At 74.4% G+C, this 22,978-nt stretch carries 18 protein-coding genes and 1 tRNA gene; 7 read left to right on the top strand and 12 right to left on the bottom strand.

What is annotated here, in order from left to right; all coding sequences use genetic code 11:
* Positions 1-34 precede the first annotated feature (34 nt).
* Positions 35-1,237 (top strand): aminotransferase class I/II-fold pyridoxal phosphate-dependent enzyme, encoded by a 1,203-nt coding sequence (locus ACTHLI_RS08680; protein WP_440182781.1) that lies wholly within the window; start codon positions 35-37, stop codon positions 1,235-1,237.
* Here the strand turns inward: ACTHLI_RS08680 and ACTHLI_RS08685 are convergent, their stop codons facing one another.
* Together ACTHLI_RS08685 and ACTHLI_RS08690 are read right to left on the bottom strand one after the other, a co-directional pair.
* Positions 1,238-2,029 (bottom strand): carbon-nitrogen hydrolase family protein, encoded by a 792-nt coding sequence (locus ACTHLI_RS08685; RefSeq protein ID WP_440182783.1) that lies wholly within the window; start codon positions 2,027-2,029, stop codon positions 1,238-1,240.
* A 9-nt stretch (positions 2,030-2,038) separates the two neighbouring features.
* Positions 2,039-2,584, bottom strand: a complete 546-nt coding sequence (locus ACTHLI_RS08690) for a GNAT family N-acetyltransferase (RefSeq protein WP_440182785.1) — start codon at positions 2,582-2,584, stop codon at positions 2,039-2,041.
* A gap of 80 nt (positions 2,585-2,664) precedes the next feature.
* Between ACTHLI_RS08690 and ACTHLI_RS08695 the strand changes: the two genes are divergently transcribed.
* Together ACTHLI_RS08695 and ACTHLI_RS08700 are read left to right on the top strand one after the other, a co-directional pair.
* On the top strand, positions 2,665-3,039 hold the full coding sequence (locus ACTHLI_RS08695; RefSeq protein WP_440182786.1) for a hypothetical protein: 375 nt from the start codon (positions 2,665-2,667) through the stop codon (positions 3,037-3,039).
* 16 nt (positions 3,040-3,055) lie between these two features.
* The gene (locus ACTHLI_RS08700; protein WP_440182788.1) at positions 3,056-3,481 is read left to right on the top strand and encodes a DUF1801 domain-containing protein; all 426 of its coding nucleotides are present in this window, start codon (positions 3,056-3,058) and stop codon (positions 3,479-3,481) included.
* A 17-nt stretch (positions 3,482-3,498) separates the two neighbouring features.
* On the opposite strand, the gene ACTHLI_RS08705 is transcribed toward ACTHLI_RS08700, so the two are convergent.
* The 4 genes from ACTHLI_RS08705 to ACTHLI_RS08720 form a co-directional block, all read right to left on the bottom strand.
* A complete protein-coding gene (locus ACTHLI_RS08705) occupies positions 3,499-4,320 on the bottom strand; it encodes an alpha/beta fold hydrolase (RefSeq protein WP_440182790.1) in 822 nt (273 codons plus the stop codon).
* 82 nt (positions 4,321-4,402) lie between these two features.
* Positions 4,403-4,479 (bottom strand) — tRNA-Met (locus ACTHLI_RS08710).
* A 40-nt stretch (positions 4,480-4,519) separates the two neighbouring features.
* Positions 4,520-7,444, bottom strand: a complete 2,925-nt coding sequence (locus tag ACTHLI_RS08715) for a UPF0182 family membrane protein (RefSeq protein ID WP_440182792.1) — start codon at positions 7,442-7,444, stop codon at positions 4,520-4,522.
* The gene (locus ACTHLI_RS08720) at positions 7,441-8,559 is read right to left on the bottom strand and encodes a YlbL family protein (protein WP_440182794.1); all 1,119 of its coding nucleotides are present in this window, start codon (positions 8,557-8,559) and stop codon (positions 7,441-7,443) included. Before ACTHLI_RS08720 ends, ACTHLI_RS08715 begins: the two co-directional genes overlap by 4 nt.
* A gap of 20 nt (positions 8,560-8,579) precedes the next feature.
* Here ACTHLI_RS08720 and ACTHLI_RS08725 point away from each other — a divergent pair, with 20 nt between their 5' ends.
* Entirely contained in the window at positions 8,580-9,920 is a 1,341-nt protein-coding gene (locus ACTHLI_RS08725) for a zinc-dependent metalloprotease (RefSeq protein ID WP_440182796.1), read from the top strand.
* 749 nt (positions 9,921-10,669) lie between these two features.
* On the opposite strand, the gene ACTHLI_RS08730 is transcribed toward ACTHLI_RS08725, so the two are convergent.
* The gene (locus ACTHLI_RS08730) at positions 10,670-12,421 is read right to left on the bottom strand and encodes an ATP-dependent helicase (protein ID WP_440182814.1); all 1,752 of its coding nucleotides are present in this window, start codon (positions 12,419-12,421) and stop codon (positions 10,670-10,672) included.
* Positions 12,415-13,365, bottom strand: a complete 951-nt coding sequence (nudC, locus tag ACTHLI_RS08735) for an NAD(+) diphosphatase (protein WP_440182797.1) — start codon at positions 13,363-13,365, stop codon at positions 12,415-12,417. Before nudC ends, ACTHLI_RS08730 begins: the two co-directional genes overlap by 7 nt.
* 68 nt (positions 13,366-13,433) lie before the next feature.
* Between nudC and ACTHLI_RS08740 the strand changes: the two genes are divergently transcribed.
* A complete protein-coding gene (locus ACTHLI_RS08740) occupies positions 13,434-14,501 on the top strand; it encodes a phosphotransferase (protein ID WP_440182799.1) in 1,068 nt (355 codons plus the stop codon).
* On the opposite strand, the gene ACTHLI_RS08745 is transcribed toward ACTHLI_RS08740, so the two are convergent.
* Together ACTHLI_RS08745 and ACTHLI_RS08750 are read right to left on the bottom strand one after the other, a co-directional pair.
* The gene (locus ACTHLI_RS08745; protein WP_440182801.1) at positions 14,432-17,638 is read right to left on the bottom strand and encodes a UvrD-helicase domain-containing protein; all 3,207 of its coding nucleotides are present in this window, start codon (positions 17,636-17,638) and stop codon (positions 14,432-14,434) included. The two genes, ACTHLI_RS08740 and ACTHLI_RS08745, sit on opposite strands and share 70 nt — an antisense overlap.
* Positions 17,631-20,678, bottom strand: a complete 3,048-nt coding sequence (locus ACTHLI_RS08750) for an ATP-dependent helicase (protein WP_440182802.1) — start codon at positions 20,676-20,678, stop codon at positions 17,631-17,633. Before ACTHLI_RS08750 ends, ACTHLI_RS08745 begins: the two co-directional genes overlap by 8 nt.
* Before the next feature lie 172 nt (positions 20,679-20,850).
* On the opposite strand from ACTHLI_RS08750, the gene ACTHLI_RS08755 reads away from it, so the two are divergent.
* A complete protein-coding gene (locus ACTHLI_RS08755) occupies positions 20,851-21,075 on the top strand; it encodes a DUF3107 domain-containing protein (RefSeq protein WP_440182804.1) in 225 nt (74 codons plus the stop codon).
* A 1-nt stretch (position 21,076) separates the two neighbouring features.
* Positions 21,077-21,358: a hypothetical protein gene (locus ACTHLI_RS08760; RefSeq protein ID WP_440182806.1), complete on the top strand. Its 282-nt coding sequence runs from the start codon at positions 21,077-21,079 to the stop codon at positions 21,356-21,358.
* Between the two features lie 15 nt (positions 21,359-21,373).
* Here the strand turns inward: ACTHLI_RS08760 and ACTHLI_RS08765 are convergent, their stop codons facing one another.
* Positions 21,374-22,423 carry an LLM class flavin-dependent oxidoreductase gene (locus ACTHLI_RS08765; RefSeq protein ID WP_440182808.1) on the bottom strand — a complete coding sequence of 350 codons (1,050 nt, stop codon included), beginning with the start codon at positions 22,421-22,423 and terminating at the stop codon, positions 21,374-21,376.
* Positions 22,424-22,524: 101 nt separating this feature from the next.
* A partial coding sequence (locus ACTHLI_RS08770; RefSeq protein WP_440182810.1) for a ferritin-like fold-containing protein occupies positions 22,525-22,978 on the bottom strand: 454 nt, incomplete at its 5' end.

Genomic DNA, 22,978 nt, shown 5'->3' on the forward strand with positions numbered 1-22,978 from the left:
CTTCTTGGACGTCCGGCCGCATACGGTGGTGGACGTGTGGAGGACGGGACCGTGGCGACGCGCAGCGGCCGGAGCCGGTCTGCTCACCGCCGACGGACTGCCCGGCACCACCATCTTCGCCGAGATGAGCGCCCTGGCCGTGTCGACGGGCTCGATCAACCTCGGCCAGGGCTTCCCGGACACGGACGGCCCGCAGGAGGTGCTCCGCGCCGCGCAGGACGCGATCGCCGCCGGGGTGAACCAGTACCCGCCCGGTCGCGGCACCGCGGTGCTGCGGGAGGCGATCGCGCGGCACCAGCAGCGCTGGTACGGGCTGACGGTCGATCCGGAGACCGAGGTGCTCGTGTCGGCGGGCGCGACCGAGGCGCTCGCGGCCGTGCTGCTGGCGTTCGTCGAGCAGGGCGACGAGGTGCTGACGCTCGAGCCGGCGTACGACGCGTACGGCGCGATCATCGCCCTCGCCGGAGGGGTGCACCGGACGGTGCCGCTCGACTGGCCGGACTGGCGTCCCGACGCCGACCGGCTGCGCGAGGCGATCACCGACCGCACCCGGGTCATCCTCCTGAACACCCCGCACAACCCGACGGGCACGGTGCTCGACGAGGCCCTGCTGCGGGTGGTGGTCGAGGCGGCGGAGCGGCATGACGCGCTGATCGTGACCGACGAGGTCTACGAGCACCTCGTGTTCGACGGCGCGCGCCACCTCCCGGTCGCAGCCCTGCCCGGCGCATGGGACCGGACGATCACGATCTCCTCCGGCGGCAAGACCTTCAGCACGACGGGCTGGAAGATCGGCTGGCTGACCGGCCCTGCCGAGCTCGTGAGCAGCGCGCTCGCCGTGAAGCAGTTCCTCACCTACGTGAACGGCGCCCCCTTCCAGCCCGCGATCGCGGCGGGCCTCGACCTGCCCGACGCCGTGTTCGCGGGCATCGCCGCGACGTTGCAGGCGGGGCGCGACCTGCTGACGGCCGGCCTGCAGACGGCGGGGCTGCCGGTCTCCCGCCCGCAGGCCGGGTACTTCGTGATCGCGGACGGCGCCGCGCTCGGCTTCCCCGACGGGGCCGACCTCTGCCGCCGGCTCCCGGAGCTCGCGGGCGTGGTCGCCGTGCCGGTCTCGGCCTTCTGCCGGGGCGAGCAGGCGGCACGGCTGCGCTCGCTGGTCCGCTTCGCGTACTGCAAGTCGCCGGCCGTGCTGGCCGAGGCGTCCGAGCGACTCGCGACCCTCGCGCCGCGCTAGTCAGCGCGGGAGGACCGTGTAGCGGCGGAGGCGGAGGGCCGGGTTCGCGGCGCGCACCTCCCGGATCCGCGCGGGATCGAGGTCGGCGACCGCGAGACCGCGTTCCTCCCCCAGCTCCACGAGCACGCGCCCGGCGGGGTCGAGCACGAGGCTCGTGCCGACGCCGGCAGGAGGGATCTGGCCGGCCGCGGCGATGAAGGCCGTGTTCTCGATCGCCCGCGCGCCGAGCAGTGTGCGCCAGTGGTGCACCTTGTCCTGGCCGGGCACCCAGTCCGCGGGGACGAGGACGAGGTCGACCTCCGCGTCGGCGAGCACGCGCGTCACCTCCGGGAACCGCAGGTCGTAGCAGGTCTGCAGGCCGGCCCGGAGGTCGCCGACGAGGAAGGTCTGCGGCGGTTCGAGCGCACCCGCCTCGACCCAGGTGCTCTCGGCGGCGCCGAACGCGTCGTAGAGGTGGGTCTTCCGGTAGGTCGCCACGACCCCGTCGGGCGAGACCGCGACGGCCGTGTTCCGGAACCGCCGGCCCACCGCCTGCTCGACGAGCCCGAACACGGCGACGGCACCGGCTTCCGCCGCGGCCTGCCGCATCCCCTCGACGAAGGCGCCCTCCAGCGGCTGTGCGCGCTCCGCGAACCGGGGTCCCATGCGCTGCTCGAAGAACGACGCGTACTCGGGCAGGACGACGAGCGCGGCGCCGGCTCGCCCTGCCTCCGCGACCAGCGCCTGCGCCTCCGCGAGGTTCGCCCCGACGTCGGAGCCGGGGGCGAACTGCGCGACCGCGATCCGGACCATGCCCCGATGCTAGGAGGCCGAGGCGGGCCGCCCGGCCTCCCAGTCGGACCGGAGCAGTCCCATCAGCACGATGTCCTCGTACGCGCCACGGACCCACGCGTGCTCGCGGAGCCGCCCCTCCTCCACGAAGCCCGCCCGCTCGTACACGGCCAGCGCGCCGGCGTTCGATGCGATCGCCTGCAGGTGGAGCCTGCGGAGGTTCTGGCGCACGAACGCGAACTCGACGATCTGCGCGATCGCCGCCGTGCCGATGCCCCGACCCCGCGCCTCCGGCACGAGCCCGATGCCGACCTCGGCGTGCCCGGCGAAGCGATCGACCCCGAACAGGGAGACCCCGCCGACGGCGGTGCCGTCCGCCTCCACCACGAAGCGGACCGAATCCGGCTGGGCCTCCGCCTCGCGCTCCAGTCGCGCCACGAAGGCCGCGCGGGTGAGCGGCGCAGGCGGGGAGGCGTTCCGCTCCTCCCAGCTGCCGAGGTCGGCACCGAGCCGGTACAGGACGTCCAGGTCGGCATCGATGCCGGAGCGCAGGGTCACGGCGGGGTGGTCGGCCACACCGCACGGTACCGCCGCGACGGGGCGCGCCCGAACCTCCGGCTTCCGCTCGAAGGGGCAGGGGCGCGAGACTCGCTCGCATGACCGACGAACCCATCTCCTACCTCGCGCTGCGGACCGGCACCGAGGTGCACACCGCAGACGGCTCCGTGATCGGGACGGTCGAGCACGTCCTGCAGGACGACGCCCTCGACTTCTTCGACGGCCTCGTCGTGCGCACGTCCGCCGGGCGGCGGTTCGTGGATGCGCAACGGATCACCGGCATCACCACCGCAGCGGTGTCGACGTCCCTGACCGACGACGACGCCGCGGACCTGCCGCGGCCCGACGGCGCGGCGGTGTACGACGCGGACCCGCAGCAGTTCCAGAGCGGTCAGCTCTCCCAGTGGTTCGGCCGGATGTTCTTCCGCGAGCACTGGATGCGCGAGACCGGCGACGACCCGTCGCGCCGCTGAGGTCCGGAGCGTCGACATGACGAGGTCCGGAAGCGGGTTCTCCCCGGAGGAGCGGGCCGCGATGCGGCAGCGCGCGAAGGAGCTGAAGGCCGAGCAGTCCGCGGCCGAGGCGCTGCAGGCGGTGCTGGAGCGGATCGCCGAGCTCGAGGAACCGGACCGGACGAACGCGGAGCGCGTGCACGCGATCGTCGGCGAGGTCGCACCGATGCTGCGCCCGAAGCTGCTGTACGGCAGCCCGGCCTACGCCGGCGCGGACGGCAAGCCCGTCCTGTTCTTCCAGGAGCGCGCCCGGTTCAAGGGCCGCTACGCGAACCTCACCTTCTTCGGGCCCGCGCAGCTCGACGACGGCACGATGTGGCCGACCTCCTGGGCGGTCACCGAGCTGACGGAGGAGGACGAGGGCGTCGTCCGCGAGCTCGTGCGCCGCGCGGTCGGCGGCTGAACCAGCTCCGGAGTCGTTCAGCCGCCGGGCAGGAGGCGCTCGCGGATCACCTTCCGGACCGAGCCGTCGAGCGCGGCGCTCAGGTGTCCCTTGCCCGGGAGGTCGACGGCGACCGCGTCGGGGATGCGGCGGGCCGCCCGCGCGAGCAATTCGGGCGAGAAGTACCCGTCCCGGTGGCCGCCGATCAGGACGGTCGGCGCGGCGATCCGCTCCAGCTCCCCCTCCACGTCGAACCCGTCCTCCGCGTCGATGAGCCGCACGAGGTCCCGGTCGGCGAACCCGATCGCCAGCCGGCCGGCGAGCAGGCCGACCACGCGCAGCACCGCCCGGACGGCGCGCCGGTCGTCCGTGCCGGCGAGCATCGTCGCCGCGGCCGCCCGCGGGTCGCCGGCGCGGAGGTCGTCGGCGGTCGCGTTCTGCGCCTCCGCACCCCCGCGCCGCATCCGCCCCGCCGCCGAGATCACCACGAGCCGCCTCACCGCCTCGGGGTGATCGATCGCGAGCCGCAGCGCGATGCTGCCGCCGGTCGACTCGCCGACCACGTCGACGCCGTCGGGGAAGCGGGCGAGGATCGCCGCAGCGTGGTCGCGGGCGAGGTCGGTCATGGAGGTCCCCTTCGGCACCGACCCCCGCCTGGCCACGAGCCAGACGTCGAACGACCTCGCGAGCCCGAGCACCTCGATGCGCTGCAGCAGCCGCTGGCGCGGCGTCGACCCCGTCGAGTGCGGACCGAGGCCCGGGAGGTAGACGAGCGCCGGCCGTCGCCGACGCCGCGACGGCGTCGCGCGCCAGAGATACGCCGCGTCGTTCCGCGGCGCGCGGCCCCGACGACGTCCCACGGATCGATCCTCGGCCATGCGCGCGAACCGCGCCTGAATGGGAAGAGCCCCGGATCCGATCGGACCCGGGGCTCTCGCCTCGTGGTTGCGGGGGCAGGATTTGAACCTACGACCTCTGGGTTATGAGCCCAGCGAGCTACCGAACTGCTCCACCCCGCGATGCGTGTAGAAGCCTACCACCCCGCGGCGCGGCCGAGGATCAGCCCTCGGCCGCGATGGCGGCGGCGATCGCCTGCTGCAGCTTCTGGTCGGCCTGCGCTGCGGCGACGAGGTCGTTCTTCGCGTAGGCGGCCTCGCGGTCGGCGAGCGCCTGCTTGGCGTCCGCCAGCGCGGCCTGGAGCTTGGCGTTGCTCGTCGAGCCGGTCCCGGATCCGCTGGTGGAACCGCTGCCGGAGCCGCTAGACGACCCGCTGCCGTTCGAGGAGTCCGGGGTGTTCGTGCCGGAGTTCCCGCCGAAGAGCGCGTTCAGCGACTGATCGAGGGTGTCCTGGATCTGCACGTTGCCGCCGAACGCCGTCAGCACCTTCCGCAGCAGCGGGTAGGACGACCCGGAGCTCGACTTCACGTACACCGGTTCGACGTAGAGCAGGCCGCCGCCGACGGGGATCGTGAGCAGGTTGCCGTAGATGACGCTGGACCCGCCGGAACCGCCGATGTTCAGGAGGTTCAGCTGCGACTTGATCGTCGTGTCCGACTGGAACGACGCCTGCACCTGGGTGGGCCCGGAGACCGCCGAGCCCTGCGGCAGCACGAGCAGCCGCAGCTTGCCGTAGTCGGCCCGCTTCGTGCCGGCGGTCGCGCCCGCGTCAGCATCGACCGCGAGGTAGCCGGTCAGCACACCGCGCTGATCCGCCGCGCTCGAGCCCGGGATGTACGTGGAGTACAGCGAGAAGGTCGGCGAGGTCTGCCCCGGCAGCTTCATCGTGAGGTAGTACGGCGGCTGCTTCGACGAGGCGTCGGTCTCGGTCGCCGAGGAGGTGTCCTGCGGCACCCGCCACTGGTTGTCGCCCTGGTACCAGGAGGTGGGGTCCGTCACGTGGTACTGCGCGAGCACCTGCCGCTGGACGCGGAACAGGTCCTCCGGGTACCGGACGTGGCTGATGAGCTCGCCGCTCATCTTCGACATCGGCTGCACGGTCGACGGGAACACGTTCTCCCACGCCTTCAGCACCGGGTCGCTCGCGTCCCAGGCGTAGAGGGTGACCTTGCCCGTGTACGCGTCGACGGTCGCCTTCACGGAGTTCCGGATGTAGTTGATCTGGTCCGTCGCGTAGCTGGTGGAGGTGTTCGCGCTCGAGTTCGACAGCGCGTCCGACAGGCTCTCGCTGCTCGAGTACGGGTAGCTCGAGGACGTGGTGTACCCGTCCACGATCCATACGATGCGGCCGTTCACGACGCTCGGGTACGGGTCGGAGTCGAGCGTCAGGTACGGGGCGACCTTCTGCACGCGCGCCTTGGGGTCGCGGTCGTACAGGATCTGCGAGTCCGCGTTCACCGCGTTCGAGAGCAGGATCTGGTCGGAGGAGAACTTCAGCGCGTAGACGAGCCGATTGAACACGTTGCCGACGCTGGGGCCGCCTTCACCGGGCCCGGTCGCCGAGTAGGTCGTGAAGTGCTGCTGGCCGTTCGCGCCCTCCCCGCTGACGTAGTCGAGCTCGGCGGGCTTCGAACCCTTCGGGGCGCCGACGACCGAGAACGCGGGCGAGTTCTCGCCGAAGTAGATGCCGGGCTTGGTGACGTCGAGCGCGCCGGAGGAGGGGATGTTCGATTCGAAGAACGACGGGGCGCCGCTGTCGGTGCGCTGGTTGCCGTACGCGGCGACGATGCCGTACCCGTGCGTGTAGACGAACGTGTTGTTGTACGGGGACGGGGTCTGCAGCCCGCTCTGGTTGAGCTCCCGCACGGCCACCACGGCGTCCTGCGAGGTGCCGTTGATCGTGTAGCGGTCGACGTCGAGGAACTGGGGGAACTTGTAGTACTGCTTGAACTGCTGCAGCTGCGCGAACGTCGGGGACACGACGTCGGGGTCGATGATCCGGATGTTGGCGGTGGTCTGCGCGTCCGACCGCAGGGCCCCGGGCTGCGCCGTCGTCTTCGCGTTGTACGAGATCTGCTGCACGCCGCTCACGCCGTACGCCGACTGCGTCGCGGAGATCGCGTTCGTGATGTAGGGCCGCTCCAGGCTGCCCTCGTTCGGCTTCACCTGCAGGTTCCACATCGCCCACGGGAACACCGACCCGACCACGATCGACACGACGACGAGCAGCGCGGTACCGATCAGCGGCAGGCGCCACCGGCCGATCACGGCCGTGACGACGAACAGTGCCGCGACGAGCAGCGCGCAGACGGCGAGGATCAGCCGGCCGGGGATGACGGCGTTCACGTCCGCGTACGCGGCGCCGGTGAAGAGGCCGCCGGTGCTCGTGTCGGAGAGGGTCGTGAACTGGTCGAGGTACAGGCTGATCGCCTGCAGCACGAGGAAGATCGCGAACGTCACCGCGATCTGCACCCGGGCGGCGCGCGAGACCCGGATGTCCCGGCCCACGATGCGGATGCCGCCGTACAGGTACGAGGTGGCGAGGGCCGCGATCGTGCAGACCACGAGCACAGCGGAGGCGAACCCGACGATGCCGTGCAACGCGGGCAGCGTGAAGAGGTAGAAGCCGACGTTCAGATGGAAGATCGGATCGGTCTTCCCCGGCACGTTCTGCGCGTGGAGGAGCAGCAGGATCGGCTGCCACCTCGCCGCCGCCGAGACCCCCGCGAACAGCCCGATCACGATCGGCGCACCGATCATCACGACGCGGCGGAGCGGCTCGATGACCTGCTGGTAGCGGTCGAGCTGGGCGGTCAGCTTCGCGTACACGGGCCGAAGTCGGTACGCCAGCTGGATGGTGAGGATCACCGGGCCCGCCATCGCGACGAACCCGACCACGAACAGGCTCGCGATCGTCAGCCATTCCGTGTAAAGGACGCCCGAGTACCCCAGCTTCCCGAACCAGAGGGCGTCCGTGTAGAGCCCCGCGAAGAGGAAGAACCCGATGAGGAGCACGACCACGACGCCCAGGGTGATGGCGAGCGCCGCCCGCCGACGTCGTGCCGGCGCTGCTGCCTGCGTCGTCACCCGGTCGAGCCTACCGGCCCGGCACAGACGGGCAGACCCGCAGCGGATCCCTGATCACGCACGTGTTCGAGCGCGTCAATGGCGCCGGAGAGGGTGCGCACAGGAACGACATCGAGACCGCTCGGGATGTGCCCTGCGACCTCGTCGCAGTTGCCCTGGGGCGCGAGGAACAGGGTGGCGCCCGCGGCGCGGGCCGCGGCCATCTTCTGCACAATGCCGCCGATCGCCCCGACGGTGCCGTCGCCGCAGATCGTGCCGGTCCCCGCGACGTGCCTGCCTCCGGTCAACGAGGCGGGGGTGAGCTTGTCGATGATCCCGAGCGCGAACATCATCCCGGCGGACGGGCCGCCGACGTCGTCGATCTTCAGGTGGACGGCGAACGGCGGGGAGATCGTGCCGGAGGTGGTCACGCCGAGCAGGGGGCGGGTGCCGCCCGCGCCGTCCGGGACGCGCTTCGGGGTGATCGTGATGGTCCGCGACGTGCCGTCCCGGCGCACGACGACCGTCGAGGCGGTCGCACCGCCCGCGATCACCGCGTTCTGCAGCGAGCACGCGTCCTCGATCGGCTTCCCGTCGTAGGACGTGACGACGTCGCCGGGTCGCAGCACATCGGAGGCGGCGGAGCCCTGCTCCACGGATCCGACCGTGACGCGTCCGCGCACGTCGTAGCCGAGCCGGGTGAGCGCCGCCGCGATGGCGCTCTGCTGCGACGAGGTCATCTGGTCGGCGCTCTGCTGGTCCGCCTGCCGCTGCGTCTCCCCCTGCGGGAACACGGCCTCGAGCGGGATCACCGACTTCGTCGGATCGAGCCACGCCTCCGCGAGGTCGAGCCACGAGGGACCGGAGGAGACGTCGCCGAGCACCGAGACGGTGAGCATGTCGAGCCGGCCGTTCGTCGGGTAGGTGGTCTTCGACGGGATCGAGATGAGCGGGGCCCTGGCGGAGCCGGTGCCGCTCGATCCGAGGGTGTCGTAGACCGGACCGGGCTGCTCCACCGCGTACGGGGACGGCAGCAGGGCGACGACGAGCACGAGCGCCACGGCGAGCCCGGCGATCACGGCGGCCGCCGATGGCCGGTTGTGCGCGTGTGGCGAACGCGGCCGCTGAGCCTGCATGGAGCGCCTAGCGTAAGGCCATGGCCGATGAGCCGGACGACGCATCCGAACCGGATCTGCAGGAGATGCTGCGCCGCATGATGGCGGGCGGCGGCGCACCGGACACCGCTGCGCTCGCGAAGGCGATGGGGCTGCCGGGCGGGGCCGCTGGGCTCGAGCAGCTCATGGCGCAGCTGCGCCAGGCGATGCAGAACCCCGACGGCCGGATCGACTGGTCGATCGCCACGGATCAGGCGATCGCCGCGGCCGGTGCGGGCTCGCTGTCCGCCACGGACCAGCAGGCGACCGAGGTGACGCAGGCGTTCTCCGTGGCCGGGCTCTGGCTCGACGAGTCGACGGTGTTCGACACGCTCCCCGAGTCGCCGACCGCGATGACCCGCACGCAGTGGATCCGCGCGACGATGCCGTTCTGGGTGCAGCTCGCCGAACCGGTGGCGCTCCGCATCGCCGACTCCCTCACGAGCGTGTTCACCGAGCAGATCCCGCCGGAGATCGCCGGCGAGCTCGCGGCGCGGGTGCCGGACGCCGGCCGGATGCTGCAGCAGGTGTGCGGCACGATCTTCGCGGCGCAGCTCGGCGCGGTGGTCGGCGGCCTGTCGGCGGAGGTGGTCTCCGGCGGCGACGTCGGGGTGCCCCTGCTGCCGGACGGGAAGGCCGCGCTGCTGCCGCAGAACCTCGCCGCGTTCGGCGAGGGGCTCGACATCGACGCGCAGCAGATCGCGCTCTACCTGGCCGTGCGCGAGCTCGCGCACGCCCGCCTGTTCCGGCACGCGCGCTGGCTGCGGCTCGGGCTGACGAGCACGATCGCGGACTTCTCCCGCGACCTCGGCGTCGACATCGACCAGGTGCAGCGGTTCGCGGAGGGGTTCGATCCGACCGACACCGAGCGGCTCAAGGAGGCGTTCTCCTCCGGGGAGCTGATCCCGCCGAAGACGGCGTCGCAGGAGGCCGCGCTCGCGCGCCTGGAGACGACGCTCGCGCTCGTCGAGGGCTGGGTCGACGTGGTCACCGCCGACGCGACGGCGCGGCTGCCGCGATCGGGTGCGATCGCCGAGACCGTCCGGCGGCGGCGCGCGACGGGCGGCCCCGGGGAGCAGGCGTTCGCGACCCTGGTCGGTCTGGAGCTGCGTCCGCGTCGGCTGCGGGAGGCCGCAGCGATGTGGCGCCGCGTCACGGAGGCGCTCGGCACGGCCGGCCGGGACGCCCTCTGGTCGCACCCCGATCTGCTGCCGACCGCGGCGGACATCGACGACCCCGATGCGCTGATCGCCCGGCTGACCGCCCCGGAGCCGCCGAAGGACGACGTCGACCGCGAGATCGAGGAGATGCTCCGCGGGGACGACCCGCCGCCGCCGGTCTGATCCACCGGGCTGTGGAGAGCGGGCGGCGCGCGGCGGCAGGAGGGGGCATGCTCCCGGCGTGCTCCGCCTCGACCCCGCTGCGCCGCCGCTCTGGCGGACGCCGGACAGCCTGCAGCTCGGCCACGATCCCGCGTTCGTCGTGCTCGACGGCGTGCCGCCCGGGGCGGAGCAGGTGCTGCACGCGCTCGTCGCCGGTGCCGCTCGCCGGCAGCTGGAGGCCGTCGCGGAGGCGGCCGGTCTCGACGACCTCGACGGGCTCCTGACGGCGCTGCAGCCCGCGCTCGTGCGCGGCACCCGCGAGCGCGCCCCGCTGCGGATCGCGGTGGACGGGCCGCCCGACCTCGTCGAGCTCGTGCAGCCGTGGTTCGGACCCGTCGATCCGGGTTCGCCGGAGGTGGTCGTGATCGTCGCGCACCACCTCGTGCCGCCCGCGGACACGGTCAGGCGGCTCGCCGACGACGTCCCGCACCTCCCGCTCGTGTTCGGGGATCAGGCCGCGCACGTCGGTCCGTTCGTGGTGCCCGGGCGCACCCCGTGCCTCCGCTGCGCGGAGGAGCACCGCCTCGACGACCCGGCGTGGCGGGCGATCGCCGCGCAACTGCTCCGCCGCGGGCGGGCCAGGACGGCGTCGTCGATCCGCGTGCGGCTCACCGCGTGCGGCGCGCTCGGGGACGCGATCGACGGCCTCCGGGAACGCGGCACGACCGGGCTGGAGGGCGCGGCGCTGCGGGTCGCGCCCGACGGGACGGTCAGCCGCGTGCGCCGACCCTGGCACGAGCGCTGCTGGTGCCGGACCCCGGCAGCGGCTGCACCCCGGGACCGAGATCCGACAGGAACCGGGACGGCCGCCGCTCCCCCGGCCGCGGCGCCGCCGAGCGCGCCCACGACACCCGGAGCCGATCCCGCGCGCGCGTGATGCCGACGTAGAGCAGCCGCCGCTCCTCCTCCACCTCAGCCGCCGTGGTGGCGTAGGAGATCGGGAGCAGCCCCTCGGAGCAGCCGATCAGATGCACCACGGGCCACTCGAGGCCCTTCGCCGCGTGGAGGGTCAGCACGGACACGGCGCTCACCGGCGGCTCGTGCTGCGCGGCCGCCCGCTCGGCGAGCTCGGCGACGAAGGCGGGCAGGGTCGTTCCCGCCGGGGTCTGCTCGGCGAGGGTGCCGAGCGCGTCCAGCAGCTCCCACTGCGTCCGCTGCTCCCCCGGCCCCTGGGGCGCGTGGTGCGTGTGTCCGAGCTGCCGGAGGGCGTCGCTCACGGTCTTCACGAGCGGCTCCTCCAGGCGGGCGAGCACGGCCGCGCGGAGCAGTTCGATCGCCTTGCGCACGATCGGCTGCTCGAAGTACCGGGTCGCGCGGCCGGTCGTGACGGCCACGCCCTGCGCGGCGAAGGCCTGCTCGAGCACCGCGGCCTGCGCGTTGATGCGGACGAGCACCGCGATGTCGGCCGGAGGGGTGCCTGCGGCGATCTGGGCGGCGACCGTCTGCGCGACCCCGGCCGCCTCCGCGGCGTCGTCCGCGTAGTCGCGCACGGTGACGACCGGTTCGCGCGGGTCGCCGCTCCTGCGCACCGCGGTCAGGGTGAGGGCGCCCCGACGGCCGGTCATGAGCGCGTTCGCCGCCCGCACCACCGGTTCGACGGAGCGGTAGTTGTGCTCGAGCCGCACGACGGAGGCACCGGGGCGCTCGCCGAAGCGGAGGAGGTACTCGTTCTGGGCGCCCGCGAAGGAGTAGATCGTCTGGCTCGCGTCGCCGACGACGCAGACGTCGGTGTGGTCGCCGAGCCACGCCTCCAGCAGCCCCTGCTGCGCGGGCGAGACGTCCTGGTACTCGTCGACCGTGAAGAAGCGGTACTGCTCGCGCACCTCGGTCGCGACGACCGGCTCCGACTCGATCATCCCCGTCGTGGCGAGCAGCACGTCCTCGAAGTCGAGCATCCGCTGCTCGTCCTTGATCGTCTCGTAGCGCTCCGCGAGCGCGACCATCGCGTCGAGGTCGAGCCCCTCCGGCAGCACGCGGTCGACGGCGACCTGCGCGTACCGCTCGAGGCTCATCGCGGCCGTCTTGCGGAACTCGATCTCGCTTGCGGCGTCCTTCAGCGCAGCGGTGCCGAGCCGCAGTCGCAGCCCCTCCGCGGCCCTGGCGATCAGCCGCGCCTTGCCGTCGAGGATCGAGGGCGCCGGTCCGCCCATCAGGAGCGGCCAGAAGTGGTTCAGCTGGGCGAGCGCCGCGGAGTGGAACGTGCGCGCGGCGATGCCCGGCGCGCCGAGCGAGGCGAGCCTGGCGCGCAGCTCGGCCGCAGCGCGGGTGGTGAACGTGAGCGCCATCACCCGCTTCGGCGGGTAGACGCCGGAGGCGACCCCGTACGCGATGCGGTGCGTGATCGTGCGGGTCTTGCCGGTGCCCGCGCCCGCGAGGACGCACACCGACCCGGTCAACGCCTCGGCGGCTGCCCGCTGCTGGTCGTCGAGCGCGTCGAGCAGCGCCTCGGCGTCGCTCACCAGTCGCCCTCGAGCCGGTCGCCGTACCAGTGCTCGATGATCGCCCTGGCGATCGAGGTCCGTCCCGGCAGGAGCAGCTCGGACCCGGCCGCGGCCGCCAGCTCGTCGCGGGACCACCAGCGGGCCTCGCGGATCTCCTCGCCGTCGGGCAGCAGCTCGACCTCGCCGTCGACCGCGGTCCTGGCCAGGAAGCCGACCATGACGCTCGCGGGGAAGGGCCACGGTTGCGAGCCCAGGTACTGGCAGGCGCCGACGCGCACGCCGACCTCCTCGAGCACCTCCCGGCGCACGGCGGACTCGAAGGACTCGCCGGGCTCGACGAAACCCGCGAGCACCGACACCCGCCGCTCGGGCCACGCCTGGTTGCGCGCCAGCAGCAGCCGGTCGTGCCCGTCGACCACGCCCATGATCACGGCCGGGTCGGTGCGCGGGAAGACGTGCTCCCCGCTCGCCTCCGCCTCGAAGCCCTCCGGGTGCCGCACCCAGCCGCCGCGTCCGACCACCGTCCGTGCGCCGGACCGGGGCGAGAACGCGGCGACCCGGTGCCAGTTCGCGAGTCCGAGCAGCTCCGCGAAGAGCCCGGCGTCACGGGCGCCGAGCCGCGCCCCGTCGAGCCGCAGGTCCGCCCAGTCGCCCTCGAGCGGCGGCCGCTCGTACACGGCGCCGAGCACGACGGTGCCCGCCGGCGGATCGCCCTCCTCCGTGGTCCTGCCGAGGTACACCACGAGGGCCGGCTCGGGCAGCACCGCGGTCGGCAGCAGCGCGAGCGCCGCGCCGTCGTCGGTCAGGAGCGCACGACCGCCCGCGAGCACGGCGACCCGGGTCGCCGGATCCGCCCAGGCGTCCTCGAGCACCCCCGGCCGATCGCGGGAGAGCGCGTCACGGTCCAGGGTGCTGCGGCCCAGTGGCAGCGAATCGCTGAAGCCCTCGGACACGACGGCGCCCATCCCTCCCCGGCGCGGACACGCCGATGCCCCCGGAGCCGTGGGAGGCCCCCCGACCTAGCCTGGTCGGCATGTCCAGGCACCGCTTCACCCTAGCCGCGCTGGCGACGCTGGCCGTCCCGGGCCTCGACGTCGCCGTCACGCGCACGTTCACGGGCGGCGGCGACGGGCAGCACGACGCCGCGCTCCTCACGGCGACGGGCGGCGAGCACCTCGTGGTCCGCGCACCGGCCGACGCGCAGGCGGCGGCGCGGCTCACCGCCGAGGTCGAGGTGCTGGAGGCGCTGACCCCCGGCGTCCGTGCGCGGCTCCCGTTCGCCGTGCCGACGACGCGCGGCGTCCTCCCGGCGCCGCAGGCGGTCGTCTCCTCCTACCTGCCGGGGGTGCGGTTGCAGCCGGGAGCGGTGGGCGCCGACAGCGCGCTGGCCGGGTCGATCGGCCGGGCGATCGCCGCGATCCACGAGCTGCCGACCGCCGTCGTCGCCGAGGCGGAGCTGCCGAGCGCGACGGCCGCCGAGTGCGTGCGCGGGGTGGAGGAGCTGATCGACCGCGTCGACTCGACCGGCGAGGCGCCGCTCGAGCTCGTGAACCGCTGGTCGGCCGCTGCCGCCGACCCGACCCTGTGGGGCTTCCAGCCGTGCGTCGTGCACGGCGGGCTCGCTGCCGAGACCCTGCTCGTCAGCCCGAAGGACGACCCGGAGCCCCGCGTGACCGGGGTGCTCGGCTGGGCGGGGCTGCAGGTCGGGGATCCGGCGAGGGACCTCGCGTGGGTGCTCGGCCTGCCGGTGCCCGGTGCGGCGGGCACCGTGCTCGACACCTACACGGCCGTCCGCGGCAGGAACGCCGACTCGGCGCTCGCGCGGCGCGCCCTGCTGTACGCCGAGCTCGAGATCGCCCGCTGGCTGCTGCACGGGGTCGATCGCGGGGACGCGACCGTCGCCGACGACGCGGTCCAGATGCTCGAGGCGCTCCTCACGGCGGTGCTGGAGGGCACCGCGGGCACGCTCGTCGGCGAGCGCCTGCCGACGCTCACGGTGACGGAGGTCGAGCGGATGCTCGACGCGCGCCGTCAGCGGGCGGCCAGCGCGTCCCGGGCGCCGCTCGCGGCCCAGGCCTCCCGCAGCTCCTCGACCGAGTAGACGCGCTCCGGCCGCACGACGAGGTCGTGCGCGACGTAGTAGAAGGCCGCGTCGATGCGCTCGGGGTCGATGCCCTCCCTGGTGGCGTACGCGAACCGGTAGAGCGCGAGCTGGAGCTGCTTCAGCTCGGCGTCCGCCGCCGACGTCGGAGGGCGCCCGGTCTTCCAGTCGACGATCTCGATGCGACCGTCCCGCCGGTACACCGCGTCGATCTTGCAGACCAGGATGCGGCCCTCGAACGGCACCTGGATCTCCGTCTCGACCTCGAGCGGCTCGAGGCCGCCCCACTCGCTCGCCTCGAAGGTGCGCTGCAGCGTCTCGAGCCCGGGCACGTCGTCGGTCGGCTCGAGCTCCTCGTCGCGCTCGGAGCGCCCCGCGTCGACGAGCTCCTCGGTGCCGGGCCGGCCGGCGCGGCGCTCGACCCACGCGTGGAACACCGTGCCGAGCCGGGTCGCCCGGTACGGCCGCTCCGGCATGGGGCGACGGACCGCGTCGACGACCGCGTCGAGGTCGTCGACGAAGTCCTTGAAGCGCGAGGCGGGCACGCGGTCCGGCAGCACGGTGCGGCCGCCGGCCGCCCGCCGCGCGCGCTCCGCGAGCAGCACGTCGACGGCCCGGGACCACCGGCCGCCGTCGCCGTCGGCCGCTTCGACCGCCGCGGCCGCGGCGGCCACCGCCTCCCGCCGCCCGGCGAGGGGGTCCGAGGGCCAGTGCAGCGTCTCCGGGGGCGCGCCCTCGGGCCGCTCGTCGAACGCCGACGACTCGGGCGGCCGCGGCACGACGCCCGCATCTGCGACGTCGAGGAGGAACGGCGAGGGCCGCCTCGCGGTCTTCTGACCGCCCCAGAACGATCCGGAGAGGAGCAGGCGGTGCCGGGCGCGGGTGACGGCGACGTAGGCGAGCCGCCGCTCCTCGGCGAGCAGCATGGCCTTGACCGACTCCTTGAACGTCTGCAGCGCGGCCTTCAGGCCCTTCCGGTCCTCCAGCGCCCGCCAGTCGAGCACGGGGAGCTCGTCGGCGTCGCCCCGGAACGGATACGGCAGGACCCCGGGACTGAGCCACCCCTTGCCGCTCTGGGGCTTCGACGGCAGCTCGTCCGCGACCAGCCGTGGGACGGCGACGAGGTCCCACTCGAGTCCCTTGGAGCCGTGGATCGTGAGCACCTGCACCGTGCCCGCCTCCGGCGGCTCGCTGCGCGGCGACAGGTCCTCCTTCTGCTCGGCGGTCTGCAGCCAGCCGAGGAACCCGCCGAGCGTCGCGGCCTCCGCCACCGCGAGATACCCGGCGAGGGCCTCGTCGAAGGCCTCGAGCGGCGCGGTGCCCTGCCGTCGCTCGTTCGCGGCGACCTCGATGTCCAGGCCGAGGGTCTCGATGGTGAGCCGGACGAAGGCCGGGAGGTCGCCGCCCGAGCGGGCCCGCAGCCCCGCGAACAGCGCCCCCGCGTCGGCGAGGCGCAGCAGCCCCTCCTCGCTGAACCCGGCGATCGCGCCGTGCGACCGGCGGCGGGCCAGGAAGTCGAGGGCGTCGACGATGGAGGCGCTCTCCCCCTCGGCGAGCGAGCGGTCGAACGCCGCGGCGACCTCGGGGGCGAGGCGCCGCTCGGTCGGGTCGTGATGCTCGAGCCACCGGGCCAGGTGCTGCAGGGCGGCGAGATCGGCCGGCCCGATGCGCCAGCGGCCACCCGCGAGCAGCCGCACCAGCTCAGGGCCGGCCTGCGCGTCGTGGACGACCCGGAGCGCCGCGACGAGGTCCATCACCTCCGGTTCGAGCAGCAGGCCGCCGACCCCGAGCACGTGGTACGGCACCCCGGCGCGCCGGAAGGCCGCCAGGAACTCCGGCAGGGTGCGGCGCGCGCGGACGAGCAGGGCGGCGGACGGCGGCCGGGCCGCCTCGTCGAGCGCACGCCGGAACCACGCCGCGACGGCGTCCGCCTCCTCCGCGAGGGTCTCGGGGAAGACGAGGTCGACCTCGTGGCCGGAGGCGACGGGCGACGGGTCGAGCCGGCCGACGGGGACCCGCGCCGCGGCGGACAGCGGCTCGGCGATCGCGTTCGCCGCGGCGAGGATGCGCGTGCCGTTCCGCCAGCTCGTGCTGAGCGCGTGCACCGCGACCGGCTCCGCGGGCGCCCCGCTCGGATCGCTCGGCCGGCCGAAGTCGCGGGCGAAGTCGTCGAGGTTCGCGGCCGACGCCCCGCGCCAGCCGTAGATGGACTGATGCGGGTCGCCGACGGCCATCACGGCGCCGCCCGCGAACAGCCGGGCGAGCAGCCGCGTCTGCACCACGGACGTGTCCTGGTACTCGTCGAGGAGGACCACCCGGTGCCGGCTCCGCAGCGCCTGCACCACGTCGGGAGCGGCCGCGGTGATGTCGAGCGCGAGCGACACCTGGTCGCTGTACTGCACCGCGCCGATCGCGCGCTTGGCGGCACGGAACGCCTCCGCGAGGCGGAGCAGCACCGGCAGCGTCCGCGCGGGGACGAGCGCCTCGTCGACGTCGTTCTGCAGCGCGAACCGGCCCCCGTACGACAGCTGCTCGATCGTCCGCCCGTACGCCTCCGCCATCGCGGCGACGGCGGAGGCGTCCGCTGCGTGCTCGCCGAGCCCGTTGGCGAGATCGAGCACCAGCTGGGTGACGCGGTCGACGCCGAGGTCCAGCTCGGCGAGGCCCGGGTCGTCCGACGCGACGACGACGCGGCGGGCGAGCTGCCAGGCCGACGCCTCACCCAGCACGACGCCGTCCGCGTCGCGCCCGATCCGGACCGCGTGGTCGCGGTAGAGCCCGTTCGCGAACGCGTTGTAGGTCGAGACGACGGGCGGGTCGAACGGGTCGTAGTCCTCGGCGAGGCCCGCCCTCGCGAGCATCGCGAGTCGTTCCCGGATGCGTTCGGCGAGCTCGGACGCCGCCTTGCGGGTGAACGTGAGCCCGAGGATCTCCGCGGCGTGGACGCGGCGGTTCGCCAGCAGCCACAGGACGCGCATCGCCATGGTCTCGGTCTTGCCGCTGCCCGCGCCCGCCACGACGAGCGCCGGGCCGAGCGGCGCCTCGATGATCGCGCGCTGCTGCGGGGTGGGGGCCGGCTTGCCCAGGCGCTCCGCGATCTCGAGCGCGCCGACCGGAACCGCGCGCGGCTCAGCCACCGCACACGTCCGGGACGCGGAGGAGCATGGGCCGGAAGGGGCTCGACCCGAACCGGAGGTCGGGCTCGACCGGGCCTTCGAAGACGCCGGCCGCCATGCCGTCTGCCGCCGCCGCGATGCGATCGCGGAACGCCTGCGCGCCCTCCTCGTCGAGCGGTCGCTGCGTGAGCAGCGTGTACGGGTCCCTGGTGCGCTGGCGCACGTAGAGGAGCGCGGCGCCCGCGCTCGGATCGTCTGCGGCGACGCCCTCGACGACGCCCGCCCGGACGGCGAGCTGGTAGACCCCGAGCTGCGCGTGCGTCGCGGTCTGCGCCGCGGACGGTCTCGTCGAGCCGGTCTTCAGGTCGATCACCCGCACGTGCCCATCCCGGTCGCGCTCGATGCGGTCGATCGTGCCGGTGGCGAGCGCCCGGCCGAGGCGGAACTCGAAGGGCGTCTCCCCGCCGATCAACCGGGTGCCGTCCCGCTCGAGGTCCGCGAGGTAGCGGGAGATGGCCGAGATCATCCGGTCGGCGAGCCTGCGCTCCCGCGCCTCCACCCAGTCCGCCTCGAAGTCGAGCTCGCGCCAGCGGCCCTCGAGCGCCGCGAGCAGCTCGCTCTCGTCGGGCGAGCGCGCCGTCTCGAGCACCCAGTGCAGCATGGTGCCGATCGCGCCGGCGAGCATCGGCTCGCCGCCGGCGACCCGCTCCTGGAACCAGTCGAGCGGCGACTCCTCGAAGCGCTCCAGCTTCGAGGGCGACACCCGGACCGGGAGGTCGGGATCGGGCACGAGCGGCTCGTCGGTCGAGATCGGCGCGAGCCCCCACCAGCTCGACGGCGACGCCCCGGGCACCTCGGCGCGCGCGAGCCGGGCGAGCGCGGCCGCCGCCTCCTGCCGCTCGGTGCCGCTGCCCGTGACCGCGGAGCGCCGCAGCAGGCCCACGAGCGGGCGGAGCGCGTTCGGCGCCGTGGCCGTGCCGTCCGGCGCGGGACCGTCGGCCAGTCCGAGCAGCACGCTCGGCGCCTCGTCGTCGTTCGCGACCGCGGCGAGCAGCAGCACGGACCGGGCGCGGGAGGCGGCGAGCGCGAAGAGCCGGAGCTCGTCGGACAGCACCGCCCTGCGCTCGTCGACCGCGGTGGCCGGCGCGCCTCGCTCGTCGAGCTGCGCGACGAGCTCGGTGAGGCCGAGCAGGGAGCCGCGCGGACGGAGGTTCGGCCAGACCCCGTCCTGCAGGCCCGCGATCACGACGGTGTCGAACTCCAGCCCGGCGACGCCGACCGGCGTCGTCACGAGCACCCCGTCGCGGATCCCGCGCGGGGCGAGCGAGTCGTCCGCGACGTCCGCCTCGAGCCGGGCGGCGAGGAACCCGGCAGCCGGATCGGTGGGGCCGCGCTCCGCCGCGCGGGCCGCGGACGCGAAGAGCGCGACGAGGTCGTCGAGGTCCCGGTTCGCCTCGGCCGCGACGAGCCCCGCGCCGAGCGCGCGCTCGCGCCAGACCGGCGCGAGCCCGCTCGCGTCCCACACGTGCCAGAGCAGGTCCTCGGCGGACGCGCCCGCGGCGTCGCGGTCGCGCACCTCCTGCATCGACCTGGCCAGCCGCGCCGCCCGACGGACGGCCGGCGTGTCGATGGTCGCGAGGCGGCCGGGCGCCGCGAGCGCCTCGACCAGCAGCTCGCCGGCGGAGCGCGAGCCGCCGCCCTCGAGCTCCTCGACGCGGAGCGCCAGGCGCAGCCGGCGGAGCGCGAGCCGGTCGAGTCCGCAGAACGGGCCGGTCACGAGCGACGCCGCGCGCTCGGGGGTGAGCGGGAGGAGCCCGAGCGCGACGGCGACGACCTCGACGAGGGCACGCGGCGCGCGGTCCGCGGCGTCGGCCGAGCCTCCGGTCGTGATCGCCGGCACGCCCGCGATCTCGAGCGCTCTGGCGAGCGGCTCCACGAGCGCGTTCGAGCGGACGACCACCGCCTGCTCGGCGAACGGCACGTCGTGATCGAGGTGCCGCTCGCGGAGCAGATGGGCGATGCGCGCGGCGAGCGCGCCGGGCCCGTCCGCCTCCACCGACAGCACCGGAGCACCGCCCGGCCGGGCGGTCGCGGTGCGCTGCGGGCCGGCGAGGGCGGTGCCGATGCGCGCGGTCACCGCCGAGACGAACCGCCGCACCCGCTCCGGGTGCCGGTGGACCGTGCCGAGCACGATGCGCGCGGGCGCCTCGATGCCGAGCCGCTGCTCGAACCGGCCGAGGAGGTCGGGCTCGCCGCCGCGGAACGTGTCCGAGGCCACGTCCGGGTCGCCGAACGCGACGACCGCGCAGCCCCGCCCCGCGAGCGCCGCGAGCAGCCCGACGGCGGACTCCCCCAGGTCCTGCATGTCGTCCACGACGATGAGCCGCAGCCGCCCCGCGAGGGCTCCCGGCCGGCCGCGCAGCACCGCGGCGGTCGCGAGCGCCACGAGCTCCGCCGAGTCGAACGCGTCCGGCTCGACCGCGGGCAGCACCTCGAGGTACTCGCGCCAGAACGCCGCCGCTGCGCGCCACTCCTGCCGCCCGGTGGTCTCCCCGAGATCGGCGAGGGCCGCCCAGTCGATGTCGCGCTCGGTGCAGCGCGCGAAGAGCTCGCGGAGCTCGCCGCGGAAGGCGCGGGTCGCCCGCACGTCGGGGCCCAGCCGCTCCGGCCACCCGCTCGCGTCCTCCTCCAGCAGCTGGGCGATGATCCGGTCCTGGTCGCCGCCCGAGAGCAGTACCGGCGCATCCCGGCCGTCGTCGGCGGCGTCGCGGCGGGCGATGTCGAACGCGAGCGAGGCGGCGGTGCGGGCGAGCGGGGAGGAGACGGGCCTGCCGACGGCGAGCAGGAGGCGGTCCCGGAGGCGCGAGGCCTGCGCACGGCGCGGCGCGAGCAGGAGCACCTCGTCGGCCTGCAGCGCGCCGCTGCCGATGCGGTCGGCGACGAGCGCGACCGCGGTCGTGGTGCGCCCCGTGCCCGGCGCGCCCAGCACCACCGCCGATGCGCCGACGGGCAGCGCGAGGACCGCCTGCTGATCGGCGTCGAGCCCCGGGGTCCCTGGCACGGCCGACACCGTACGGTGGGGCGCCGACACCCCTCGCGATTCTGTCCGCCCAGCGCGGAACGGTTCGGCTCCGCCGAGCCGGGCGCGGGATACTGGCGGCAGGTCGATCGGTGATCGACCGGACCGCACGCCCTCCGCGCACGTCCGCGGAGGAGAAGAAAGGGGGCGCCTCGTGGAGGTGCGCATCGGGATCCAGAACTCCGGTCGGGAGCTCGCGTTCGAGAGCGCCGAGTCCCCCGCTGCGGTGCAGAAGACCATCGGCGACGCGATCGAGAAGAAGTCGACGCACTTCACGCTCACCGACGAGAACGGCCGCCTGTACCTCGTGCCGACCGCCACCCTCGCCTACGTCGAGGTCGGCAGCGAGCGCACCAGGCGCGTCGGCTTCGTCGCCTGACGTGCAGCTGATCTACGCCGAGACGGTCGCGATCGTCCTCGGCCTCGCGGCGCACGCGGCCCTGCCGCACCGCGAGCTGAGTGGCGTCCTCCTGCTGCCCGCGGTCGCCGGGGCCGCTGGCGCGATCGTCTGGGTCGGGCTGACCTGGGCGCGCGTGGCGCAGGGCGGTCCGGCGATGTGGCTCGCGTCCCTGCTCGCCGCGGCGCTCTCCGCGGTCATCGTGGGTCTGGCGGTGCGCCGCTCGCGCGCCGCGCACGACGAGCGGATGCTCGCCTCCGCCTGACGCCGGGGCGCGCGCCTACGCGCGGATCGGCGTCGTCTCCTCCGCGAGCAGCTCCCGTACGCGCGGGACCACCTGCGTGCCGTACCGCTCGATCGAGCCCATGATCGCGGCGTGCGGCAGCGTGCCCGCGGAGACCTTGAGGTCGAACCGCTGGATGCCGAGCGTGCGGACGGTGTCCGCGATCTTCCGCGCGACCGTCTCGGCGGTGCCCACGTAGAGCGAGCCGTGCTCGATCTCGTCGACGAACTCCTCCTGGCCGAGCGGCCCCCACCCGCGTTCGCGCCCGATGCGCTCGCGCATGGCCGAGTAGCCGGCGAAGAACTCCGCGCGCGCCTGCTCCTCCGTGTCCGCGACGTGGCCGGGCGAGTGCACGCCGACGGGCAGGGCCGGCAGCTCCAGCTGCGCGAGCGCCCGCCGGTACAGGTCGACGTACGGGGCGAACCGCGCGGGGGCGCCGCCGATGATCGCGAGCATCATCGGCAGCCCGTACCGCGCGGTGCGGACGACCGACTCCGGGCTGCCGCCCACCCCGACCCACGTGCGGAGCGGACCGTGCTCGAGGAGCGGGAACACCCGCTGGTCCGTGAGCGCCGCGCGGACCGTGCCCTCCCACGTGACGGGATCGCCGGTCCGGAGGCGCGCGAAGAGGTCGAGCTTCTCGCTGAACAGCACCTCGTAGTCGCGGAGGTCGAACCCGAACAGCGGGAACGACTCCGTGAACGAGCCGCGCCCGAGCTGCACCTCCGCGCGCCCCTCCGACAGCGCGTCGAGCGTGCTGAAGCGCTCGAACACCCGGACCGGGTCGTCCGAGCTCAGCACCGTGACGCCGGAGGCGAGCAGGATCCGGGAGGTGCGCGCGGCGGCCGCCGCCAGCACCACCTCGGGCGCGGTGACCGCGAAGTCGTCGCGGTGGTGCTCCCCCAGCGCGAAGGCGTCGAGACCGACCTGGTCGGCGAGCACCGCCTCCGCCACGACGTCGCGGACCACCTGGGCGTGGGAGGTGGGGCCGCCTGGCCCGTCCGTCACATCGCCGAAGGTGCCGACCCCGAACGCGATCCCACTCATGTCGCCGTGCAACCCGCCGCGTGATGCGGCGATTCCCGACTGTTGCCGTCGAGATCCCGACCACAACAGTCGGGAATCGCCGCAGGAGCGGGCCCCGGCCCTCAGGCCGTGAGGCCCAAGCGGTCCATGCGGCGGGTGTGCGCCGCGATGAGGTCGTTCAGGATCGGCTCGACGCGCCGCTCCTCCGTCGCCGCCGGCTGGCCGGAGGGGTCGCGGACGTCCGCGAGCGCCGATCGCGCGACGAGGAGGGTGTCACCGACCAGCCGCCTCCCCCACAGCGCGAGACGGGAGCCGAGCCGCTTGTCCGCGGCGAGCCCCGCCTGGAGCACCGCGACGAGCGCGTCGTGGCCGATGTCGCGCTGGAGGATCGCGACGACCCGGTGGGCCTCCGGCTCGGGCAGGCCCGCGGCGAGGCCCGCGAAGAAGTCGTCCAGGAGGCCGGCGGAGAGGTGCAGCGTCAGCACGGACTCGTGCCAGCCGGAGTCCGCGAGGCGACGGCGGTAGCGGTCGATGTCGGCGGTGAACGGGTGCATCGCCGCCGCCGAGGTGGTGCCC

This window comes from Amnibacterium sp., from assembly GCF_051956055.1.
Lineage (GTDB): Bacteria > Actinomycetota > Actinomycetes > Actinomycetales > Microbacteriaceae > Amnibacterium.

What these genes read in the sequence shown, in the direction of transcription:
- ACTHLI_RS08700 (WP_440182788.1), top strand. Translation starts at nt 3,056, where the DNA reads ATGACGAGGTCCGGAAGCGGGTTCTCCCCGGAGGAGCGGGCCGCGATG.
- ACTHLI_RS08740 (WP_440182799.1), top strand. Translation starts at nt 13,434, where the DNA reads ATGTCCAGGCACCGCTTCACCCTAGCCGCGCTGGCGACGCTGGCCGTC.
- nudC (WP_440182797.1), bottom strand. Translation starts at nt 13,365, where the DNA reads ATGGGCGCCGTCGTGTCCGAGGGCTTCAGCGATTCGCTGCCACTGGGC.
- ACTHLI_RS08685 (WP_440182783.1), bottom strand. Translation starts at nt 2,029, where the DNA reads ATGGTCCGGATCGCGGTCGCGCAGTTCGCCCCCGGCTCCGACGTCGGG.
- ACTHLI_RS08695 (WP_440182786.1), top strand. Translation starts at nt 2,665, where the DNA reads ATGACCGACGAACCCATCTCCTACCTCGCGCTGCGGACCGGCACCGAG.
- ACTHLI_RS08720 (WP_440182794.1), bottom strand. Translation starts at nt 8,559, where the DNA reads ATGCAGGCTCAGCGGCCGCGTTCGCCACACGCGCACAACCGGCCATCG.
- ACTHLI_RS08765 (WP_440182808.1), bottom strand. Translation starts at nt 22,423, where the DNA reads ATGAGTGGGATCGCGTTCGGGGTCGGCACCTTCGGCGATGTGACGGAC.
- ACTHLI_RS08725 (WP_440182796.1), top strand. Translation starts at nt 8,580, where the DNA reads ATGGCCGATGAGCCGGACGACGCATCCGAACCGGATCTGCAGGAGATG.